This is a genomic window from Pseudomonas laurylsulfatiphila, assembly GCF_002934665.1.
Lineage (GTDB): Bacteria > Pseudomonadota > Gammaproteobacteria > Pseudomonadales > Pseudomonadaceae > Aquipseudomonas > Aquipseudomonas laurylsulfatiphila.
On the sequence record NZ_NIRS01000008.1, the window covers coordinates 55352 to 75302 of the forward strand.

The window sequence follows — 19951 nt, forward strand, 5'->3', positions numbered from 1 at the left end:
ACTGTCAGTCCGCTATCGCGAGCAAGCTCGCTCCCACAGTGTTTTGTTTCGCCTGAAAGATCAGGCGTTTTCCAGCAGGTTATGCAATTCGACAAACTGCTGGGTCAGCTTGTGCCGCGGGTCGAGATGGATCAGCGGCGTGTTGGCCTGGTGGGATTCGCGCATGCGTACCGAGCTGGCCAGGTACACCGGCAGCACCGGCAGGCCTTCGGCGATCAGTTCGTCGAGGATTTGCTGGGGCAGGCTGGCGCGGGCCTGGAACTGGTTGACGACGATGCCTTCGACTTCCAGGCCTTCGTTATGGTCGTCCTTCAACTCTTCGATTTCCGCCATCAGGCCGTACAGTGCCTGGCGTGAAAAACTGTCGCAATCGAAGGGAATCAACACACGATCGGCGGCAATCAATGCAGAAACCGCATAAAAATTCAGCGCTGGCGGGGTATCGAGGTAAATCCGGTCGTAGTCTTCGCTCAGTTCCTCAAGCAACTTACGCAGCTTGTTGATCTTGTGCTTGGCTTCAAGCTTTGGCTGCAAGTCCGCCAGTTCGGCGGTGGCGGTAATAACGTGGAGGTTATCGAAGGGGGTTTCGTAGATGTCGACCTGATTCTTTTTGGAGAACGGCCCGGAAGACAGCGTCTGCTTGAAGAAATCGGCGATGCCCATCGGGATGTCGCTACCGGTGAGCCCCGTCAGGTACTGAGTGGAGTTGGCCTGGGCATCGAGATCCACCAATAAGGTGCGAAAACCCTCGCTGGCACTGACCGCCGCCAGATTGCAGGCAATGCTGGATTTGCCAACGCCACCTTTCTGATTGAACACCACGCGCCGCATGTCAAAACCTCCGTGTATCAAAGAATGACCGAGTGTAGTGGTGCACGGCGTTGCTTCGCTACCTTGTCGGCACAGGGACTACACAGTCAGTTGCCTTCTCTTGCTTGAAAAGTCCTGAACGGCCCGATGGTTTGACGCAGGAACCGACAGACGGAGTAGTGATTGTGTGAATAATTGCCAATCGCTCAGTTTTTGCGAGCCAGTCGCTGCATCTTGTTGAGCAAAATGTAACCAGCATTTGCTACACGTTCCCGGCACCGGGATAATGCGCGCCACTCGGCGGCAAACGCCGCGCAGGGTGAGTCTCGGCTCTCGGCCACTCCCCGCGTCAAGTAAGCCCGTGAGGGCGGGATGAATGTCTGTGATCAACTTCAACATCGCCCAATGGCGCGCCTGGGCCCCGGGGCTTGAGAGCGTGAACGATTGGCAGGCCTGGAGCCGGCAACCCGTCGTGCTGCCGGACAGCGATGCCGCTCCCGACGTTTCCTTTCTACCGGCCATGCAGCGCCGCAGGCTAAGCCGCCTGGCACGGATGGCATTCAGCGTCGGCTGGCCATTGGCCGAAGGCCGGCAGGATCTGCCATTGGTCTTTGTTTCCCGTCACGGCGAAACGCCACGCACCGTCGACATTCTCAGTGATCTGGCCGCCGATCAGCCGCTGTCGCCGACCCGGTTCAGCTTGTCTGTTCATAACGCGATTATCGGCTTGTGGTCGATCATGCGCGGTGAAACCAGCGAAATGACGGCCCTGGCCGCCGCAGGCGATGGCCTGGAGCACGGCATGCTCGAAGCGGCCGCACTGCTGGCCGAAGGCGCTGGCGCGGTGCTGCTGGTGGTCACCGAAGAGCGGCCGCCCGAGGCCTACTCGACCTGGATCGACGACGTGCCGTTCCCTTATGCCGTCGGCCTGCTGATCACACCAGGCACCGACTGGCAGTTGTCCCTGAACAGCCCCTCGGATGCGTTGTCCAAATCCCGCTGGCCCCACGCGCTGAATCTGTTGCGTATGCTGCTCGGCCAGCAAACCACCTGCCAACATGCCTGGAAAAATCGTGTATGGACCTGGCAACGCAACCCGTGACCGAGAAAAACCGCGACGCCTATTACTGGCGCTTGCTGGCCACCGCCGCGAGCTTTGCCCTGTTCGGCTTGGGCGGCCTGTGCCTACGCCTGGTGGTTTTTCCTGTGCTGAACTGCCTGCCCGGCGACGCCCGCACCCATCGGCTGAGGGCCCGGCGAACCGTCAGCCGCTGTTTCTGGATTTTTGTGCGCTTCATGGCCCGTACCGGGGTGCTGACCTACGACATTGAAGGCGCGGAAAAACTCGGTCGTCCCGGGCAAATGATCCTTGCCAATCATCCCTCGCTGATCGACGTGGTGTTTCTGATCGGCCTGGTGCGTCACGCCAACTGCGTGGTCAAGCAAAGCCTCTGGGAAAACCCGTTCACCCGCGGACCGCTGCGCTGCACCGATTACATCAGCAACGACGGCAGCATGGACATGCTCGACGCGGCTGCCGATGCGCTGAAAGACGGCCAGACCCTGATCATTTTCCCCGAAGGTACGCGCACCCAACCCGGCCAGGCACCGGCCTTTCATCGGGGCGGTGCGGCAATCGCCCTGCGGGGTGCGAAAATCCTCACCCCGGTCATTATCAAGGTCAGCCCGACCACATTGACCAAGGCCGAACCCTGGTATCGCATCCCCAAGCGGCGCGTGCACTTCAGTTTCCGGGTCGGGGCCGATATAGACCCACAGACCTTCGCCACGCAGGGGCCGGCTCCGCAAGCCTCGCGCAAGCTCAACGATTATCTACATTCTTACTTTATTAAGGAGCTCGCCGAAGATGAGCGATCTGCACCGTGATATCAAAATGCTTATCATCGACGCCCTTGGCCTGGAAGACATCAGCGCCGAAGACATCGGCAACGAGCAGACGCTGTTCGGCGAAGGCCTGGGCCTGGACTCGGTGGACGCCCTGGAACTGGGCCTGGCCATCCAGAAAAAGTACGGCATCAAAATCGATGCCGATGCCAAAGACACTCGTAATCACTTCAGTAACGTGGCGAGCCTTGCGGCGTTCGTCACCGCAAAACAGGCAGCTTGAGACCGGACCATGCAAACTCGTGACGACATTTTCAACACCCTGCGCGATGCCCTGGTCGAGCTCTTCGAACTGGACCCCGGGCGTGTGAGCCTGGAATCCAACCTGTATCAGGACCTGGAAATCGACAGCATCGACGCGGTCGACCTGATCGATCACATCAAACGTCAGACGGGCAAGAAAATCGCCGCCGAAGAATTCAAATCGGTGCGTACCGTCAGTGACGTGGTCGAGGCGGTCTACCGTCTGGTTCAACCGGCCGCATGAGTCGTTTGATTGGCCTCGGCCTGCTGCTGGCAGGCCTTTTGTATCCCTTTGCGGTGTATTTCGGCATGGAGCATTTCGCCCCCTGGCAGTTCGGCCTGCTGCTGGGCGGACTGTGGCTGGCCCGGGTGCTGACCGGCAAACGTCGGCCCGGCAGCCTGTGGATGGCGACGGTGGCCATTGTGTTCTGCCTGTTGCTGGCACTGTTCGACAGCCCGGCGCTGTTGCGCTGGTATCCGGTGTTGATCAGCGCCTTCATGTTGGTGCTGTTCGGCTCGAGCCTGACATTCGGCCCACCGATCGTCGAACGCCTGGCCCGGGTGCGCGAGCCGCAATTGCCGGCCGAGGGCATTCGCTATACCCGTCAGGTGACCATCGCCTGGAGCGTTTTCTTTCTATGCAACGGTTTGTGTGCTGCCGCCCTGACCCTTTGGGCGCCGCTGAGCTGGTGGACGCTGTACACCGGCCTGATCTCCTACGGATTGATAGGCCTGATGTTTGCCATTGAATGGCTGATACGACTAAGGGTACGAGGCCACCCATGAATTGGATAAAACTTGAGCACCTGCTGCTCAAGGCTCAGCCGGACCGCGCCATCACGAGCGGTCCGGCACTGGATCACGCCCGACTCTGCGAACAAGCGCTGAGCCTGGCTGCCGGCCTGCAAGCCCGGGGTGTACGACAGATGGCCGTGCACCTTGAGGATGCCGCCGACCTGGCGATTGCCCTGCTTGGCGCCTGGCGTGCCGGGGTCAGTGTGCTGCTGCCTTCGGACCTGCAACCGCAGACCCGCCAACGCTGGTCAGGCGAAGTTGATCTGTGGCTGACCGATCAACCGGGCGACATGCACCTTAGCGATTTCCAACAGCCACCGCTCAGTACCGCTGCGCTGGACCTGGATAACTGTCGGTTGAGCCTGTGCACATCCGGTTCCAGTGGCGACCCCAAGCGCATCGAAAAAAACCTGCGTCAACTGGCCAACGAAATCGAAGCCCTGGAACAGCTGTGGGGCTCTGGCCTGGGCCCGGCGTGCATCATTGGCAGCGTCGCCACCCAGCACATCTACGGTTTGTTGTTTCGGGTACTGTGGCCGTTGTGCGCCGGGCGTCCGTTCGTACGTCGGCAATTGGCGTTCCCGGAAGACCTGCAACGTGCCAGCCGCGAGCAACCGGCCTTCGCCTGGGTGGCCAGCCCGGCGCTGCTCAAGCGCATGGGCGACAACCTCGACTGGCCGGCCTTGAGCTGCGTACGCAGGGTGTTTTCCTCCGGCGGCGCATTACCGGTCGAGGCTGCACAGAGCCTGCATGAGCGTCTCGGGCAATGGCCAACGGAAATTTTCGGCAGCTCGGAAACCGGCGGCATCGCCTGGCGTCAGGGCGCCGAACTCTGGCAGCCCTTTGCCGATGTCACACTGACTCAAGACAGCGAGGGTGCGCTGCTGATTGCTTCGCCCTACTTGCCTGACGGTCATGTCGAACAGACCGCCGATTCAGCACGCATCGCCGTCGATGGTCGCTTCGAATTGCTCGGGCGACTGGACCGGATCGTCAAACTGGAAGAAAAACGCATCTCGCTGCCGATGCTGGAACAGGCGCTGATGGCCCATGACTGGGTCAGCGAGGCGCGGCTCGGCGTGGTTCGGGAAAACCGCGCTTCCCTGGGGGCGTTGGTGGTCCCGAGCGAAGCCGGTTTGCATGCTCTGCGTAATCTGGGCCGACGCAGTCTCACCGAACAATTGCGCCAACACCTGAGCCAACACTGCGAAACCCTGGCCCTGCCGAGACGCTGGCGCCTGCTGCGACAACTGCCGCTGAACGCTCAGGGCAAACTGCCCCAGGCCGACGTCGACGCCCTGCTGTTGGCGTCGCGCCCCAAAGCTCCAGAGGTGCTGGAGCAAGTCGAAAGCGATGGCGAGTGGAGCCTGCAACTGGCCGTGCCACCGGACCTGGCCTATTTCAGCGGTCATTTCCCCAAGGCGCCGGTATTGCCTGGCGTAGTGCAGGTGGACTGGGCGCTGAGCCTGGGCCGGCAACTGATGCACCTGCCGGAAAAGTTCGCCGGCATGGAAGTCTTGAAGTTCCAGCAACTGGTGCGCCCGGGCGATGAAATCCAGCTGCACCTGCGCTTCGACCCGGCGCGCGGCAAGCTCTATTTCGCCTATCGCAACGAAACAGCCACCTGCTCCAGTGGGCGGATCTTGCTGGAGGCGGCGCATGTGTAAGTTTGGTGAGTGCTGCGCACTCAATCGCGAGCAGGCTCGCTCCCACACTGGATTTGTGAACGCCGTGGACCCCATGTGGGAGCGACGGTGCGACGATTCGACCTGCTCGCGAAGCAAACACCTCGGTCTTTCAGGTGTACACCAACATGCATAGCCCCTGCGCCATTGTCCCGGTGTACAACCACGAAGGCGCCATCACCACAGTGGTCGATGCGCTGATCGCCAGCCATCTGCCGTGCATCCTGGTGGACGATGCCAGCAGCCCGCGCTGCGCCCGGGTACTGGACCGCCTGGCCCAACGTGAAATGGTTTACCTGATCCGCCTCGCCGAAAACCAGGGCAAGGGCGGCGCGGTCATGACCGGCTTGCGCGAAGCTTCGCGCCTGGGTTTCAGCCATGCCTTGCAGGTGGATGCCGATGGCCAGCACGACCTGCAGGACGTCAAACGCTTCATCGAACAATCACGCCGCCACCCACGGGCGGTGATCTGCGGTTATCCGCAATATGACGCCAGCGTGCCGAAAGGCCGTTTGTATGCGCGCTACCTCACCCACGTCATGGTCTGGATCAACACCCTGTCGTTGCAGATTCGCGACTCCATGTGCGGTTTCCGGGTCTACCCGTTGCCACCGGTTCTGGCGTTGATCGAGTCGGCGAAAATCGGCAAGCGCATGGACTTCGACTCGGACATCCTGGTGCGTCTGGCCTGGCGCAATCAGCCGATGTTATGGCTGCAAACCAAAGTCCGTTACCCGCTGGACGGCGTTTCGCATTTTCGGATGTTCCACGACAACGTTTTGATTTCCAGCATGCACACGCGGCTGTTCTTCGGCATGTTGCTGCGCTCCCCCGTGATCCTCTGGCGACGGTGGTGGACATGAGCGTCGACAAACAACACTGGGCCGACCGCGAGGAGCGCGGCAGTTTCTGGCTGATGAAGCTCACCGCATTCGGCGCCAAAGTGCTGGGCCGTCGAGTACTGAGCCCAGTGTTGTACGGCATCGTCCTGTACTTCTTCCTGTTCGGACGCAGCGCCCGACACAGTGCCTGGCAATACCAGCAGCGCCTGGCCGACTGGAGCGGTCGCAACGAACTGCGCCCGAGCCATTGGCGGGTATTCGGCCAGTTCATGGCGTTCGCCGACTCCATGCTCGACAAACTCGACGTCTGGAACGGCAGGCTGAGCATCGAGCAAATCGAAATCATCGACCCGGCGCTGCTGCGCGACCAGTTGCGCGCTGCCCGCGGCCAGATGCTGGTGGGCGCACACCTGGGCAACCTGGAAGTCTGCCGCGCACTGGCGGAAATCGGCGAGAAGGTCACGATGAACGTGCTGGTGCACACCAAGCACGCCGAACAGTTCAACCGTTTGCTGGGTGAAGCCGGGGCGACCAACTTGCGCCTGATTCAGGTCAGTGAGCTCGACCCGGGGATCATGCTGCAATTGAGCGAGCGCCTGGAGCGTGGCGAGTGGCTGGCGATTGCCGGCGACCGCGTGCCACTGCATGGCGGGCGCAGCGTGACCGTGGATTTTCTCGGCCATCCGGCCAGATTCCCTCAAGGCCCGTGGCTGTTGGCCGGCCTGCTGAAATGCCCGATCAATCTGCTGCTGTGCCTGAAAAAGCCCGACGGCGACTATCGACTGACCATTGAACCCTTCGCTGAGGCAATCACCTGGATACGCAGCGACCGCGAACAGGTCATTCATCAGTGGGCGTCCCGCTACGCCGAGCGCCTGAGTCACTATTGCCTCGAAGCGCCCCAACAATGGTTCAACTTTTACCCTTTCTGGAAGACCGATGACGACGCCAACGCTTGAGCCGGTAACCTTCGGCGAACGCCCTCTGCGCATTGAAGATGTGCTGGCACTGGCCAACCGCAAGGTGCCGGCGCAGTTGCAAAGCGATCCCGCCTACCGCGAGCGCATCGCCAAGGGCGCGCGTTTTCTGGACTCGCTGCTGGACAAGGAAGGCGTGATCTACGGCGTGACCACCGGTTATGGCGACTCCTGCGTGGTCGCGGTGCCGCTGCATCACGTCGAAGCGCTACCGCAGCATCTGTACACCTTCCACGGCTGCGGACTGGGCAAACTGCTCGACGCCCAGGCCACCCGCGCGGTACTGGCGGCGCGTCTGCAGTCGCTGTGCCACGGTGTTTCCGGGGTGCGCGTGGAGCTGCTGGAACGCCTGCAGGCGTTCCTTGAACACGACATCCTGCCGCTGATTCCGGAGGAAGGTTCGGTCGGCGCCAGCGGTGACCTGACGCCGCTTTCGTACGTTGCCGCCACGCTGTCCGGCGAACGCGAAGTGATGTTCCGCGGCGAACGCCGGCAGGCTGCCGATGTGCACCGCGAACTCGGCTGGCAGCCGCTGGTGTTGCGTCCGAAAGAAGCCCTGGCACTGATGAACGGTACCGCCGTAATGACCGGCCTCGCCTGCCTGGCATTCGCCCGTGCTGATTACCTGCTGCAACTGGCCACCCGCATCACCGCGCTGAACGTGGTCGCCCTGCAGGGCAACCCGGAGCACTTCGACGAGCGCCTGTTCGCCGCCAAGCCACATCCGGGGCAGATGCAGGTCGCCGCGTGGCTGCGCAAGGATCTGGCCATCGACGCACCGACCGCCCCCTTGCATCGCCTGCAAGACCGCTACTCCCTGCGCTGCGCGCCCCATGTGCTGGGCGTGCTGGCCGACAGCCTGAACTGGCTGCGTTCGTTCATCGAGATTGAACTCAACAGCGCCAACGACAACCCGATCATCGACGCCGAAGCCGAGCGCGTGCTGCACGGCGGGCACTTCTACGGCGGGCACATCGCGTTCGCCATGGACAGCCTGAAAAACCTCGTGGCCAACGTTGCCGACCTGCTGGACCGGCAACTCGCGCTGCTGGTGGACGAGCGCTACAACCATGGCTTGCCGAGCAACTTGTCCGGCGCCACGGCGGACCGCGCCATGCTCAACCACGGCTTCAAGGCCGTGCAGATCGGCACCAGCGCCTGGACTGCCGAAGCGCTGAAAAACACCATGCCGGCCAGCGTCTTCTCGCGCTCCACCGAATGCCACAACCAGGACAAAGTCAGCATGGGCACCATCGCCGCCCGTGATGCGATCCGCGTATTGGAACTCACCGAACAAGTGGCCGCCGCCACGCTGCTGGCGGCCAATCAGGGCGTCTGGCTGCGCGGCCAGGCCGAAGATGCACGCCCACTGCCACCCGCACTGGCCGCCATGCACGAAGCCTTGGCCGGGGACTTCCCACCGGTCATCGAAGACCGCGCGCTGGAAGGCGAGTTGCGCCTGTGCCTGCAGCGCATCGCCGAACAACACTGGAGGCTGCATGCGTAGCAAGGGACTTCTGCACACCGACACGGAAATCGTCGTGCCCTTCTTTGACGTCGACAGCATGCACGTGGTCTGGCACGGCCATTACGTCAAATACCTCGAAGTCGCCCGCTGCGCGCTGCTGGACACGATCGGCCACAACTACACGGCGATGAACGAATCCGGCTACGCGTGGCCGGTGATCGACCTGCAATTGCGCTACGTGCGCGGCGCGGTGTTCGGCCAGAAACTCAACGTGCGCGCCAACCTGGTGGAGTGGGAGAACCGCTTGAAGATCAACTACCTGATCAGCGATCTGCAAACCGGTGAACGCCTGACCCGGGCCATGACGGTACAGGTCGCCGTCGACCTCGCCAGCCGCGAGATGCAACTGACTTCGCCGAAGGTGTTCACCGATGCCGTTGAAAGGGCCCTGCCATGATGCTCTGCCAACCCCGCCCCCCTGTAGGAGCGAGCTTGCTCGCGATGGTCGTTAACGATGACACCGGGCCCCTGACACCCCGCGGCGTTCTCAGGTTTTTCGCGAGCAAGCTCGCTCCTACAGTGTTCTGCGTGCTACTGGGTATTCCCGGACTGGCCCATGCCTTCGACCTGCAACAACTCAGCGAGCAACTGGCCAAACCCGAGGTGATCCACGGCAACTTCATCCAGGAGAAACACCTGCGCGCCCTGCCCCAGCCGCTGACCAGTAAGGGCACGTTCGTGCTGGCAAAAAACCACGGCTTGTTGTGGCTGCTGAAAACGCCGTTGCAGCAGGACTATCGCATCACCGCCAAAGGCATTGCCCGGCGAGACGGCAGTGTTTGGCAAATGCTGCCGGGCAAAAGCGCCGGTGCCGAGCAGAACCGTTTGTTACTCGCCGTGCTGCAAGGCGACAGCAGCGGGCTGCAACGGGATTTCGAATTGTCCCTGAGCGGCGACGCACAGAACTGGAAGCTCACGCTGGTGCCGCGCTCGATGCTGCTCAAGCAAGTGTTCAACCAGATCAACATTACCGGCGCAGCACTGGTGCAAAGCATCGAACTGCTCGAGACCCAGGGCGACAGTACGTTGTTGCGCATGCAGGACAGCACCAGCGCGCAACCGTTGAGCGACGCGGAGCAACATGACTTTGCCGAGTGAACGGTGGTTGCCACGGCTGTTTCTGATCCTGCTGCTGGCAGTGCTGGCGCTCGCGGGTTGGCAATGGCGTGACGGCGCGCCACTGTCGGCGAACCTGATGGAACTGGTGCCCGGCACGGCGCCCGACGCCCTGGAACTGCGCGCCGAACAACGCATGCAAGAACCGCTGAACCGCGAAATGCTGGTGCTGGTCGGCCACGCCGATCGCCAGCAAGCCGTGACCATGGCGCAAACCCTCGGCGAGCAATGGCAGGCCAGCGGACTGTTCGAAAAGGTCCAGTGGACCCTGCAAGCCGACTTGCCGGCGCTGCGCACGCAATTGCTGCAAGGTCGCCTGGCGATGCTCTCGGCGGTGGACCGGCAACTGCTGATCGAGCACCCCGACACCTTTATCCAGCAACGCGTGCAGGCCTTGTTCGATCCGTTCAACGGTTACAGCCTGGTGCCGAGCCAGGATGACTGGCTGGGCCTGACCGGGCGTATCCAGAACAGCCAGCCGCAACGCGGTTCGGTGCAACTGGACATCGGCAGTGGCACCCTGGTCGCCGATGCCGATGGCAAAAGCTGGGTGCTGCTGCGCGCGCGCACCACCGGCAACGCCTTCGACATGAACCTGCCGCTGCAAGTAGCCGACCTGCTCGAGCACAGCCGCGAACAAGCTGCGCAGCACGATGTGCAACTGCTTGCCGCCAGCGGCTTGCTGTACGCGGCCCACGGGCAACAGCAGGCCGCCCGGGAAATGACCTGGGTCGGTGGCGGTGCCACCGTCGGGATTCTGTTGCTGCTGCTGTTGGCCTTCCGGCGCTGGCGCGTGTTGCTGGCGTTCGTGCCGGTGCTGGTGGGCATGCTCTTCGGAGCGGTGGCCTGCGTGGCGTTGTTCGGCCATATGCACGTGATGACGCTGGTACTGGGTTCGAGCCTGATCGGTGTGGCGGTCGACTACCCGCTGCACTACCTGTCCAAAAGCTGGAGCCTGAAACCCTGGCACAGCTGGCCTGCCCTGCGCCTGACCCTGCCAGGGTTGACCCTGAGCCTGATCACCAGCGGTATCGGCTACCTGGCCCTGGCCTGGACACCCTTCCCGGCGCTGACCCAGATTGCCGTGTTCTCTGCCGCCGGTTTGCTCGGCGCCTATTTGTCCGCCGTGTGCCTGCTGCCGGCATTGCTCAAGGGCGTGGAGCTGCGTCCGGCGCAGTGGCCATTGCGCGTTTGCGAGCTTTTGCTGGGCTGTCGTGAAGCACTGCTCAATCAAGTGAAAACGCCAGTCTTGCTGGCGCTGCTGATCGCCTTTTGCGTGGGTGGGCTGTTGCAGCTGAACAGCAAAAACGACATCCGCCAGTGGATCAGCGCACCACAAAATTTGACCGACGAAGCCCGGACCATTGCACGGATCACCGGTTATCAACCCACCAGCCAGTTTTTCCTGATACGCGCCGCCAACCAACAGCAACTGCTTGAACGCCAGACCGCCCTGAGCGAGCGACTGGATCAATTGATTGGCCTGGAAAAGCTCCAGGGGTATCTGACGCTCAATCAACTGGTCAGCACGCCGAGCGCACAGCAACAGGTGCGCGAAGCGTTGAACAAACTGCCGGCGTTCTGGCAGCCGTTGCTCGACATCGGTGTACCGGCCGAGGCGCTGCAAGCCGAGCTGACGAAGCTCCAGGCATTGCCGGCCGTGGACATCGACGCAGCGCTCAGCGGCCCGCTGGCAGAACCCTACCGGCCCCTGTGGCTGGGGCCGACCGAAGACGGCGTGGCGGCGATAGTCAGCCTGCAAGGCATCAACAACCCGGCCCTGCTGCGGCTCCAGGGCGAGGACTTACCCGGCGTGACACTGGTGGATCGACTGGGTGAATTGAACACTGTCTTCGCCGCCACCCAAATCAGTGCCGCCGAACTGAAACTCGCGTCCTGCGTGCTGATCGTGCTGGTGCTGATCCTGCCGTTCGGCCTCGGCGGTGCGTTGCGCATCGTGTCACTGCCGCTGCTGGCGGCGTTATGCAGCCTGGCCAGCCTCGGTTGGCTGGGGCAGCCGTTGACCCTATTCAGCCTGTTCGGCCTGCTGCTGGTGACGGCGATCAGCGTCGATTACGCGATCCTGATGCGCGAACAGGTCGGCGGCGCGGCCGTGAGCCTGTTGGGCACCCTGCTGGCGGCGTTGACCACCTGGTTGTCGTTCGGTCTGCTGGCGGTGTCGAGCACCCCGGCGGTGAGCAACTTCGGATTGTCGGTGAGCCTCGGCCTGGTCTTCAGCTTCCTGCTGGCACCCTGGGCCGGTCGACAGGTGCATGAGTCCACGGCCGCGGAGCGTGCAGTGTGATGGTCGTTCTGTTCTGGGCGATGGCCCTGGCGTTGTTCGCGCTGGCGACCCGTGTCGGCCGGCATTTCGGCCTGATTCCCATCGTCAGCCAGTTGTTGCTGGCAACCCTCGGTTTGCCGCTGCTGATGTATTTCTGGATCGAGCCGCAATGGCAATTGAGCGGTGCGCAGCTGGTGTCGCCGGGCTGGCTGAAGAACCTCTACAGCCTGAGCTTTGCCCTGTTGCTGGGCTACATCCTCAGCGATGTGATCGACCTGCAACTGGATCGACAGAGCCTGAAAATCGCCCTGCCGAGCTTTTGCATACCGTTTGCCTGTGGCCTGGCCACGGCCGTCTGGCTGTTGCCGGCGCAACCCTGGATCAGCTCGCTGGCCGTCGGCCTGTTGTTCGCCATCACCGCGATTCCGGTGCTGTACCTGTACCTGCGGCACATCGATTACCCGCCCGCTGCCACCCGGCGCCTGGTGCAAACCGCGATCCTCATCGACCTCGCCTGCTGGACTGTGTTCGGCCTCGCCCAGGGCAGCCTGCACCTGAGCAGCCTGTTGCTGCCACTGGCCGGCGCCTGCCTGCCGGTGCTGCTGCGGCTGCTTGGTTTGCGCCAGACGTGGCTCTACAGCCTGTGTTTTTTCGCCCTGCTGGTCGTCGCCGAGCACTACAAGCTCAATGCGCTGATTTTCGGCATCGGCTATGTGTTGATCATGGCCGCGTTGAAAGCGCCGCTGGTGCTGCCGTTACCGGCCATCTGGATGAGCCGTTTGCAGACGTACATCGCCATCCCGTTGATCCTCACGTTCGGCATCGTGCAGATCAACGTGCACAGCGCGATGGACAGCCTCGGCTGGGTGCAACTGGTCGCCCTGCTGCTGTTGCCGATGCTGAGCAAACTGCTGGGCAACTGGGTCGGCCTCGGCTGGGCCGGGGCCTCGTTCAAGGGCGCCAGCCGCTGGCGGGAAAGTGTGCTGCTGAACATCCGTGGCTTGAGCGAGATCGTCTTTCTCAACCTGTTGCTGCAACAGCAACTCATCAGCCCGCCGCTGTACTTTGCGCTGATGCTGATGGGCCTGATCGCTACACTGCTGCCAGCCCTGACCGGTATGCACCGAATCCCCCTGAAAACCGCTGTCCCGGCAAGGAGCCCTCATGCCAACCGTTGAAATGGAATGCCGCCAGGTCGTGGTCATCGGCGCCGGTCCTTCGGGTGCCATCGCCGCCGCGTTGCTCAAGCGCAAGGGACACGATGTGCTGGTGATCGAGCGTCAGCATTTTCCACGTTTTTCCATCGGTGAAAGCCTGTTGGCCCATTGCCTGGATTTCGTCGAAGAAGCGGGCATGCTCGACGCCGTCAACGCGGCCGGCTTCCAGGTGAAAACCGGCGCCGCCTTTGCCTGGGGCGAACGTTACAGCGCGTTCGATTTCGGCGAGACGTTCAGCCACGGCAAATCAACGACATTTCAGGTCCAGCGCGCCGATTTCGACAAGCTGCTGGCCGATCAGGCCGCGCTGCAAGGCGTGGAGATCCGCTATGGCGAAACGATCGTCAGCGTCGACATCGAACCGGAAAAACCACAGCTCGGCGTGCGCCGCGAAGACGGCAGCGAGTACCGCATCGAAGCTGGATTCATGCTCGATGCCAGTGGCTACGGCCGCGTGCTGCCGCGCTTGCTCGACCTCGAGGCGCCGTCGAACTTCCCGGTGCGCCGGGCCGTGTTCACCCATGTCGAAGACCGTATCGACCACCCGGCCTTCGACCGCAGCAAGATCCTCGTGACCACTCATCCGACCCAGCGAGACCTGTGGTTCTGGACCATCCCGTTCAGCAACGGGCGCTGCTCGGTCGGCGTGGTCGCCGCCGAGGAACGTTTCGCCGGCCGCAGCGATAATCTGGACGAGTGCCTGCGCGGCTTTATCGGCGAGACGCCAAGCCTCGCCAGCGTGTTGACCAACGCGCGCTGGGATACCGCAGCCCGAACCATTGGCGGTTACTCGGCCAACGTCAAAACCCTGCACGGTCCGGGCTTCGCGCTGCTGGGCAATGCCGCGGAATTCCTCGACCCGGTGTTTTCCTCCGGGGTGACCATCGCCATGCGTTCGGCAAGCATGGCGGCCGGGGTGTTGCACCGCCAGCTGCAAGGCGAAGCCGTCGACTGGCAAACCGAGTTCGCCGAGCCGCTCAAGCGCGGCGTCGACACCTTCCGTTGCTACGTCGAAGGCTGGTACGCCGGGACTTTCCAGGATGTGATTTTCCATGAGAGCAGTTCGCCGGAAATTCGCGGAATGATCAGCTCCATCCTTGCAGGCTATGCCTGGGACCCACGCAACCCGTTCGTCAGCGAAGCCCGGCGCCGGTTGAAGGTGATATCGGAGTTCTGTGCAAGGGATGCGTCATGAACCACTTGAGCGACAACTACGTCGAAGAAACCCGTTTCGGTTTGTGGTTCCTGCGCAGCCGGATCTGGCAACACTATGTGCTGCGGCTGGCGGTCAACGATTTGCGCGGCCTGTTCAGCGAAGCTCCGCCTGCCGACCCGGTACTGCTGGATGCCGGCTGTGGTCAGGGCAAGTCATTCGCGCTGCTGCGCCAGGCCTTTGCGCCCGCTCGCCTGATCGGCATCGATGCCGACCCGCAGAGCCTCACCCAGAGCGCCGAAGAAGCGGTGCGCCAGGGCATGGACGTGGAACTGATCGGCAGCGACTGCGCGAGCCTCAAGCTGGCGGACGCCAGTATCGACCTGCTGTTCTGTCACCAGACGTTCCATCACCTGGTGCAGCAGGAACAGGCCCTGGCCGAGTTCTACCGCGTGCTCAAGCCGGGCGGTTATCTTCTGTTCGCCGAGTCCACCGAGGCCTACATTGATACCTGGGTGATCCGCTGGCTGTTCCGCCACCCCATGCACGTGCAGAAAAGCGCAGCGCAGTATCTGCAAATGATCCGACAACAGGGTTTCGAATTTACCGCGCAAAACGTGTCTTATCCGTACCTGTGGTGGAGTCGCGCCAAAGATTTCGGCCTGCTCGAATACTTGGGTGTGTGCAAGCCAAAACCCTTTGGCCAACGGGAAGAAACCTTGGTCAATGTGGTGGCGCGCAAACCTTTTGAAGGAACTGTGTGATGTCGATTACCCGTCGCCTGGAATACTCAACCTGTGGGAGCGAGCTTGCTCGCGATAGCGGTGGGTCAGCCAATATCAATGCTGAATGTATCGCCGCCATCGCGAGCAAGCTCGCTCCCACAGGGGTAGTCGGTGTGTTGCGATTTCTGCTATTTGCCGTGGCCCTGCTGCTAAGCGCCTGCACCAGCCGGGCGCCATTGCCCGAAAAAAATCCGGATCTGCCGTTGCCGCTGCAATTGCATATCCAGCTATTGAAACCTGACGACCGCCTGGACTGGGTAGTGGTGATCCAGCGCGAAGAGACGGGCATTCGCTGGTCGATGATGGACCTGCTGGGCATTCCCCAGGCCCGCCAGCTATTGAACGATAAAACCTGGCACGCCGACGGCCTGTTGCCACCCAACCCGCAAGCCCGGGAACTGTTCGCGGCGCTGCTGTTTGCGCTAACGCCGGATGATGAACTGGCGGCCAACTATCCCGGCGCCTGGCAGCACGGCAGACAACGGTCCCTGCCCGAGCGCTGGGACGTCCGCTACACACAACCGCAGAATTTTGAATTGATGACTGCGAACGGTGCGACCTATCAAGTCACGCCCCTGAGCGGTGAAGCACCATGACGGCTTACCTCAATGCCCTCGGATTGGTCTGCGCGCTGGGCCGCGACAAGCAGGAGGTTGCCCGCCACCTGTTTGCCGGCGACTGCGGCGGCATGCGCGAACAAGCCGGCTGGGTGCCGCAATGCACGCTGCCGGTCGGCGCGGTCCAAGGCAACCTGGCAACCCTTCCCGCCGACATGTCGCGACATCAGAGTCGCAACAATCAGCTGTTGCTGGAAGCCACGCTGCAAATCCGCGCGGACATCGACAGCGCCATCCAGACTTACGGCCGCGATCGCATCGGTGTCGTGCTCGGCACCAGCACCTCGGGCATCGACGAGGCCAGCCAGGGCCTGGCGCATTACCTGCGCGAAAAGCAGTTCCCACCTGAGTACGACTACCAGCAACAGGAGCTCGGGGCACCGGCAAACTTCCTCGCCGAATGGCTGCAACTGAGCGGGCCGGCCTATGTCATTTCCACGGCTTGCACCTCCAGTGCCCGAGCCCTGATGAGCGCCCAGCGCCTGTTGGACCTGGGCATCTGCGACGCGGTGCTGTGTGGCGGTGTCGATACCCTGTGCAAGCTGACCCTCAACGGTTTCTCGGCGCTGGAAGCGGTCTCGGAACAGCGTTGCAATCCGTTTTCGCTGAACCGCAACGGCATCAACATTGGCGAAGCGGCGGTGCTGTTCCTGATGACCAGGCACGCAGGCGACAGCCAGCCGATTGCCTTGCTCGGCAGCGGCGCCAGCTCCGATGCGCATCACATTTCCGCCCCCGAGCCGACGGGGCGTGGCGCCCTGCAAGCCATGCGCAAAGCCTTGGGCCGCGCCAACCTGCAACCGGAGCAGATCGCTTATCTGAACCTGCACGGGACTGCCACCCAACACAACGACGCCATGGAAAGCCTGGCCGTGGCGACGCTGTTCCCGGCCGGCGTGCCCTGTTCGTCGAGCAAACCCATGACCGGCCACACCCTCGGTGCAGCCGGGGCGCTGGAAGCGGCGTTCTGCTGGTTGAGCCTGAGCGCCGACAATCGCGGGCATGCCCTGCCGCCGCACGTCTGGGACGGACAGCCCGATCCCGAATTGCCGCCGCTGCATTGGGTGACCCCGGCCACTCGCCTGACGTCCATTGCACCCCGTTACCTGATGAGCAATTCCTTTGCCTTCGGTGGCAATAACGTCAGCCTGATTATCGGAGACGCCCCATGATTGACTGGCCGCTCGCCGAACTGCTGCCCCACGCCGGCGACATGATCCTGATCGATCAGGTCCTGGCGTTCGATGAAGAGCAGATTCACACCCGCCTGACCGTCAAGCCCGATGGCCTGTTCAATCTCCCCGACGGCAGCCTGCCGGCCTGGGTCGGCATCGAACTGATGGCGCAAAGTGTTGCCGCCTTCGCCGGTTGCCATGCGCGTCAGCGCGGCGATGCGGTGGAGTTGGGCTTCCTGCTCGGCAGCCGCAAATTCGAATGCAACGTGGAAAGCTTCCCGGCCGGCACCGAGTTGACCCTCCACGGGATTCGCTCCCTGGAAGACGACAACGGCATGGGCGTGTTCGAGTGCCACATCAACGGCAACGGTATCCACGCCACTGCCCGTCTGAACGTGTTCCGCCCACCCCAGGCTGCTCAATATCTCCATGAACCCGAAGGAGTCCAGTCATGACTGAATCCGTACTGGTCACCGGTTCCAGCCGTGGCATCGGCCGCGCCATCGCCTTGCGCCTGGCCCGGGCCGGGCACGACATCGTGCTGCATTGCCGTAGCGGCCTGGCCGACGCCGAAGCCGTCAAGGCCGAAGTCGAGGCCTTGGGCCGCCGTGCGCGCATCCTGCAGTTCGACGTGGCCGACCGCGCCCGTTGCAAGGAAATTCTCGAAGCCGACGTGGAAACCCACGGTGCCTATTACGGCGTAGTGCTCAATGCCGGCCTGACCCGCGACGGCGCCTTTCCGGCCCTGAGCGAGGACGATTGGGATGTGGTGATGCGCACCAATCTCGACGGCTTCTACAACGTGCTGCACCCGGTAATGATGCCGATGATCCGGCGTCGCGCCGCCGGGCGAATTGTCTGCATAACCTCGGTGTCCGGGCTGATCGGCAACCGTGGCCAGGTCAACTACAGCGCTTCCAAGGCCGGACTGATCGGTGCGGCCAAGGCATTGGCGATCGAGCTGGGCAAGCGCAAAATCACCGTTAACTGTGTCGCCCCCGGCCTGATCGACACAGCCATGCTCGACGAAAACGTGCCGGTGGAAGAACTGATGAAAATGATCCCCGCACAACGCATGGGCACCCCTGAAGAGGTGGCCGGCGCGGTGAATTTCCTGATGTCGGCGGAAGCCTCGTACATCACCCGGCAGGTTCTGGCCGTCAACGGAGGCCTGTGCTGATGAAGCGCGTCGTCGTCACCGGCATGGCCGGCATCACCTCACTGGGCAGCGACTGGGACACCATCGCCGGCAACTTCGCGGCCAACCGCAGCGGCATCCGCCGGATGGACGAGTGGGATCGTTTTACCGAACTCAACACGCGCCTGGCAGCCCCCATCGATGACTTCAAAGTGCCAAGCCACTGGACCCGCAAGCAACTGCGCAGCATGGGCCGGGTCTCGCGGCTGGCGGTGGGTGCGGCGGAGATGGCGCTGGCCGATGCCGGCCTGTTGGGCGACGAATCGATCAAGGACGGGCGCATGGGTGTCGCCTGCGGTTCCTCGACCGGCAGCACCGACGAGATCAAGGCGTTCGGCAATATGCTGCTCAACTCGGTGGCCGAAGGCCTTAACGCCAATTCCTACGTGCGGATGATGCCGCACACCACCGCAGCGAACATCAGCATCTTTTTCGGCCTCACCGGCCGCCTGATTCCCACCTCCAGCGCCTGCACCAGCGGCAGCCAGGGCATCGGCTATGCCTACGAGGCGATCAAGTTCGGCCGCCTGCCGCTGATGCTCGCCGGCGGTGCCGAGGAACTGTGCCCGACCGAAGCCATGGTCTTCGACGCGCTCTACGCCACCAGCCTGAAAAACGACACCCCACAACGCAGCCCGCGCCCTTACGACACCGCACGCGACGGCCTGGTGATCGGCGAAGGCGGCGGCATGCTGGTGCTCGAAGAACTGGAACACGCCCTGGCCCGTGGCGCCCGCATCCACGCCGAGATTGTCGGTTTCGGCAGCAACGCCGACGGTCAGCACACCACCCGTCCGGAGCAAGTCACCATGCGCCGGGCCATGGAACTGGCCCTGGAAGACGCCGGGCTGACACCTTCGGACATCGGCTACGTCAACGGCCACGGCACCGCCACCGAACAGGGCGACATCGCCGAAACCCTGGCCACCAGCAGCCTGTTCGGCGAACACATGCCGATCAGCTCGCAGAAGAGCTTCCTCGGCCACACCCTCGGTGCCTGTGGTGCACTGGAATCCTGGTTCAGCATCGAAATGATGAACCGCGACCTCTACGCCCACACCTTCAACCTCGACGAAGTCGACCCGCATTGCGGCAAGCTCGACTACCTGCGCGGCGAGTTTCGGCAGATGAGTAACCGGTACGTGATGAACAACAACTTTGCGTTTGGCGGGGTGAATACTTCGCTGATTTTCAAGCGCTGGTCGTAAGCAAAAACATTTCCCTTGTGGGAGCGAGCCTGCTCGCGATGGGCGTCAACGATAACGCACGGGGCCTGGATGACCGCGTTGTTTGGGCGTTTTTCGCGAGCAGGCTCGCTCCCACAAGGGTTCTCGCCTCCCCGGACGATCACGGTGGGTCGAGGTTATCCAGTACCCGATTCACCGCCATTTCCCCCAGCATGATCGACTGCTGGATGCCCAGCAGGGTGTGGCCCTGCGATCCCTTCAGGTCTCTGGCGAAGTCACTCGCCATGACGCTTGCCGAGGCCAGCGACACGCAGGCGTATTCCAGCAGGGTGCGGTTGTCGATGTCGGGGGCGATGAGGAAGATTGTACTGGTCATGATTCAGCGTCCTGAAAGTGGGCGGCCACGCCGAATCGTTGCTGATCATATGGGTGGC

The 19951-nt window shown here is 62.6% G+C and carries 22 protein-coding genes; 20 read left to right on the plus strand and 2 right to left on the minus strand.

Features of this window, described 5'->3' with window-relative positions:
• Positions 1–60: 60 nt before the first annotated feature.
• On the minus strand, positions 61–831 hold the full coding sequence (locus tag CD175_RS26720; protein WP_015093167.1) for a ParA family protein: 771 nt from the start codon (positions 829–831) through the stop codon (positions 61–63).
• A 355-nt stretch (positions 832–1186) separates the two neighbouring features.
• Here CD175_RS26720 and CD175_RS26725 point away from each other — a divergent pair, with 355 nt between their 5' ends.
• From CD175_RS26725 to CD175_RS26820, 20 genes are all read left to right on the plus strand, one after another.
• Positions 1187–1912 (plus strand): beta-ketoacyl synthase chain length factor, encoded by a 726-nt coding sequence (locus CD175_RS26725; protein ID WP_102673196.1) that lies wholly within the window; start codon positions 1187–1189, stop codon positions 1910–1912.
• Entirely contained in the window at positions 1888–2697 is an 810-nt protein-coding gene (locus CD175_RS26730) for a lysophospholipid acyltransferase family protein (RefSeq protein ID WP_104451085.1), read from the plus strand. Before CD175_RS26725 ends, CD175_RS26730 begins: the two co-directional genes overlap by 25 nt.
• The gene (locus CD175_RS26735; protein ID WP_095943238.1) at positions 2678–2938 is read left to right on the plus strand and encodes a phosphopantetheine-binding protein; all 261 of its coding nucleotides are present in this window, start codon (positions 2678–2680) and stop codon (positions 2936–2938) included. The genes CD175_RS26730 and CD175_RS26735 overlap by 20 nt, the downstream gene beginning before the upstream one ends.
• Before the next feature lie 9 nt (positions 2939–2947).
• Entirely contained in the window at positions 2948–3202 is a 255-nt protein-coding gene (locus CD175_RS26740) for an acyl carrier protein (protein ID WP_007972204.1), read from the plus strand.
• Positions 3199–3744 (plus strand): COG4648 family protein, encoded by a 546-nt coding sequence (locus CD175_RS26745; protein ID WP_104451086.1) that lies wholly within the window; start codon positions 3199–3201, stop codon positions 3742–3744. Before CD175_RS26740 ends, CD175_RS26745 begins: the two co-directional genes overlap by 4 nt.
• A complete protein-coding gene (locus tag CD175_RS26750; RefSeq protein WP_104451087.1) occupies positions 3741–5420 on the plus strand; it encodes an acyl-CoA synthetase family protein in 1680 nt (559 codons plus the stop codon). The genes CD175_RS26745 and CD175_RS26750 overlap by 4 nt, the downstream gene beginning before the upstream one ends.
• A gap of 146 nt (positions 5421–5566) precedes the next feature.
• The gene (locus CD175_RS26755; RefSeq protein ID WP_104451088.1) at positions 5567–6301 is read left to right on the plus strand and encodes a glycosyltransferase family 2 protein; all 735 of its coding nucleotides are present in this window, start codon (positions 5567–5569) and stop codon (positions 6299–6301) included.
• The gene (locus CD175_RS26760; protein ID WP_104451089.1) at positions 6298–7239 is read left to right on the plus strand and encodes a lysophospholipid acyltransferase family protein; all 942 of its coding nucleotides are present in this window, start codon (positions 6298–6300) and stop codon (positions 7237–7239) included. Before CD175_RS26755 ends, CD175_RS26760 begins: the two co-directional genes overlap by 4 nt.
• Positions 7220–8764, plus strand: coding sequence for an HAL/PAL/TAL family ammonia-lyase (locus CD175_RS26765; protein ID WP_102673200.1), 1545 nt, complete (start codon positions 7220–7222; stop codon positions 8762–8764). Before CD175_RS26760 ends, CD175_RS26765 begins: the two co-directional genes overlap by 20 nt.
• Positions 8757–9182: an acyl-CoA thioesterase gene (locus CD175_RS26770; protein WP_104451090.1), complete on the plus strand. Its 426-nt coding sequence runs from the start codon at positions 8757–8759 to the stop codon at positions 9180–9182. Before CD175_RS26765 ends, CD175_RS26770 begins: the two co-directional genes overlap by 8 nt.
• Entirely contained in the window at positions 9179–9883 is a 705-nt protein-coding gene (locus CD175_RS26775) for an outer membrane lipoprotein carrier protein LolA (protein ID WP_104451091.1), read from the plus strand. Before CD175_RS26770 ends, CD175_RS26775 begins: the two co-directional genes overlap by 4 nt.
• Positions 9867–12206: an MMPL family transporter gene (locus CD175_RS26780; protein WP_104451092.1), complete on the plus strand. Its 2340-nt coding sequence runs from the start codon at positions 9867–9869 to the stop codon at positions 12204–12206. The genes CD175_RS26775 and CD175_RS26780 overlap by 17 nt, the downstream gene beginning before the upstream one ends.
• A complete protein-coding gene (locus tag CD175_RS26785; protein WP_104451093.1) occupies positions 12206–13363 on the plus strand; it encodes a sodium:proton antiporter in 1158 nt (385 codons plus the stop codon). Before CD175_RS26780 ends, CD175_RS26785 begins: the two co-directional genes overlap by 1 nt.
• Complete coding sequence (locus CD175_RS26790) at positions 13350–14597, plus strand: NAD(P)/FAD-dependent oxidoreductase (protein ID WP_104451094.1); 1248 nt, start codon at positions 13350–13352, stop codon at positions 14595–14597. The genes CD175_RS26785 and CD175_RS26790 overlap by 14 nt, the downstream gene beginning before the upstream one ends.
• A complete protein-coding gene (locus CD175_RS26795; protein WP_104451095.1) occupies positions 14594–15319 on the plus strand; it encodes a class I SAM-dependent methyltransferase in 726 nt (241 codons plus the stop codon). Before CD175_RS26790 ends, CD175_RS26795 begins: the two co-directional genes overlap by 4 nt.
• Entirely contained in the window at positions 15319–15936 is a 618-nt protein-coding gene (locus tag CD175_RS26800; RefSeq protein WP_167399554.1) for a DUF3261 domain-containing protein, read from the plus strand. The genes CD175_RS26795 and CD175_RS26800 overlap by 1 nt, the downstream gene beginning before the upstream one ends.
• Entirely contained in the window at positions 15933–17129 is a 1197-nt protein-coding gene (locus CD175_RS26805) for a beta-ketoacyl-[acyl-carrier-protein] synthase family protein (protein WP_104451097.1), read from the plus strand. Before CD175_RS26800 ends, CD175_RS26805 begins: the two co-directional genes overlap by 4 nt.
• Positions 17126–17587, plus strand: a complete 462-nt coding sequence (locus CD175_RS26810) for a hotdog family protein (RefSeq protein ID WP_007974617.1) — start codon at positions 17126–17128, stop codon at positions 17585–17587. Before CD175_RS26805 ends, CD175_RS26810 begins: the two co-directional genes overlap by 4 nt.
• Positions 17584–18312 carry a 3-oxoacyl-ACP reductase FabG gene (fabG, locus tag CD175_RS26815; protein ID WP_102698590.1) on the plus strand — a complete coding sequence of 243 codons (729 nt, stop codon included), beginning with the start codon at positions 17584–17586 and terminating at the stop codon, positions 18310–18312. Before CD175_RS26810 ends, fabG begins: the two co-directional genes overlap by 4 nt.
• Entirely contained in the window at positions 18312–19538 is a 1227-nt protein-coding gene (locus CD175_RS26820; RefSeq protein WP_015093149.1) for a beta-ketoacyl-ACP synthase, read from the plus strand. The genes fabG and CD175_RS26820 overlap by 1 nt, the downstream gene beginning before the upstream one ends.
• 139 nt (positions 19539–19677) lie before the next feature.
• Here CD175_RS26820 and CD175_RS26825 read toward each other — a convergent pair whose 3' ends face one another.
• Entirely contained in the window at positions 19678–19893 is a 216-nt protein-coding gene (locus tag CD175_RS26825; RefSeq protein ID WP_015093148.1) for a DUF6124 family protein, read from the minus strand.
• Between the last annotated feature and the right edge of the window lie 58 nt (positions 19894–19951).

Excerpts from the sequence above, each read along its gene's own strand:
- CD175_RS26810 (WP_007974617.1), top strand. The coding sequence starts at position 17,126 with ATGATTGACTGGCCGCTCGCCGAACTGCTGCCCCACGCCGGCGACATG.
- CD175_RS26825 (WP_015093148.1), bottom strand. The coding sequence starts at position 19,893 with ATGACCAGTACAATCTTCCTCATCGCCCCCGACATCGACAACCGCACC.
- CD175_RS26760 (WP_104451089.1), top strand. The coding sequence starts at position 6,298 with ATGAGCGTCGACAAACAACACTGGGCCGACCGCGAGGAGCGCGGCAGT.
- CD175_RS26735 (WP_095943238.1), top strand. The coding sequence starts at position 2,678 with ATGAGCGATCTGCACCGTGATATCAAAATGCTTATCATCGACGCCCTT.
- CD175_RS26790 (WP_104451094.1), top strand. The coding sequence starts at position 13,350 with ATGCCAACCGTTGAAATGGAATGCCGCCAGGTCGTGGTCATCGGCGCC.
- CD175_RS26745 (WP_104451086.1), top strand. The coding sequence starts at position 3,199 with ATGAGTCGTTTGATTGGCCTCGGCCTGCTGCTGGCAGGCCTTTTGTAT.
- fabG (WP_102698590.1), top strand. The coding sequence starts at position 17,584 with ATGACTGAATCCGTACTGGTCACCGGTTCCAGCCGTGGCATCGGCCGC.
- CD175_RS26765 (WP_102673200.1), top strand. The coding sequence starts at position 7,220 with ATGACGACGCCAACGCTTGAGCCGGTAACCTTCGGCGAACGCCCTCTG.
- CD175_RS26800 (WP_167399554.1), top strand. The coding sequence starts at position 15,319 with ATGTCGATTACCCGTCGCCTGGAATACTCAACCTGTGGGAGCGAGCTT.
- CD175_RS26795 (WP_104451095.1), top strand. The coding sequence starts at position 14,594 with ATGAACCACTTGAGCGACAACTACGTCGAAGAAACCCGTTTCGGTTTG.
- CD175_RS26750 (WP_104451087.1), top strand. The coding sequence starts at position 3,741 with ATGAATTGGATAAAACTTGAGCACCTGCTGCTCAAGGCTCAGCCGGAC.
- CD175_RS26740 (WP_007972204.1), top strand. The coding sequence starts at position 2,948 with ATGCAAACTCGTGACGACATTTTCAACACCCTGCGCGATGCCCTGGTC.
- CD175_RS26805 (WP_104451097.1), top strand. The coding sequence starts at position 15,933 with ATGACGGCTTACCTCAATGCCCTCGGATTGGTCTGCGCGCTGGGCCGC.
- CD175_RS26755 (WP_104451088.1), top strand. The coding sequence starts at position 5,567 with ATGCATAGCCCCTGCGCCATTGTCCCGGTGTACAACCACGAAGGCGCC.
- CD175_RS26725 (WP_102673196.1), top strand. The coding sequence starts at position 1,187 with ATGTCTGTGATCAACTTCAACATCGCCCAATGGCGCGCCTGGGCCCCG.
- CD175_RS26730 (WP_104451085.1), top strand. The coding sequence starts at position 1,888 with ATGGACCTGGCAACGCAACCCGTGACCGAGAAAAACCGCGACGCCTAT.
- CD175_RS26720 (WP_015093167.1), bottom strand. The coding sequence starts at position 831 with ATGCGGCGCGTGGTGTTCAATCAGAAAGGTGGCGTTGGCAAATCCAGC.
- CD175_RS26775 (WP_104451091.1), top strand. The coding sequence starts at position 9,179 with ATGATGCTCTGCCAACCCCGCCCCCCTGTAGGAGCGAGCTTGCTCGCG.
- CD175_RS26770 (WP_104451090.1), top strand. The coding sequence starts at position 8,757 with ATGCGTAGCAAGGGACTTCTGCACACCGACACGGAAATCGTCGTGCCC.
- CD175_RS26820 (WP_015093149.1), top strand. The coding sequence starts at position 18,312 with ATGAAGCGCGTCGTCGTCACCGGCATGGCCGGCATCACCTCACTGGGC.
- CD175_RS26785 (WP_104451093.1), top strand. The coding sequence starts at position 12,206 with ATGGTCGTTCTGTTCTGGGCGATGGCCCTGGCGTTGTTCGCGCTGGCG.
- CD175_RS26780 (WP_104451092.1), top strand. The coding sequence starts at position 9,867 with ATGACTTTGCCGAGTGAACGGTGGTTGCCACGGCTGTTTCTGATCCTG.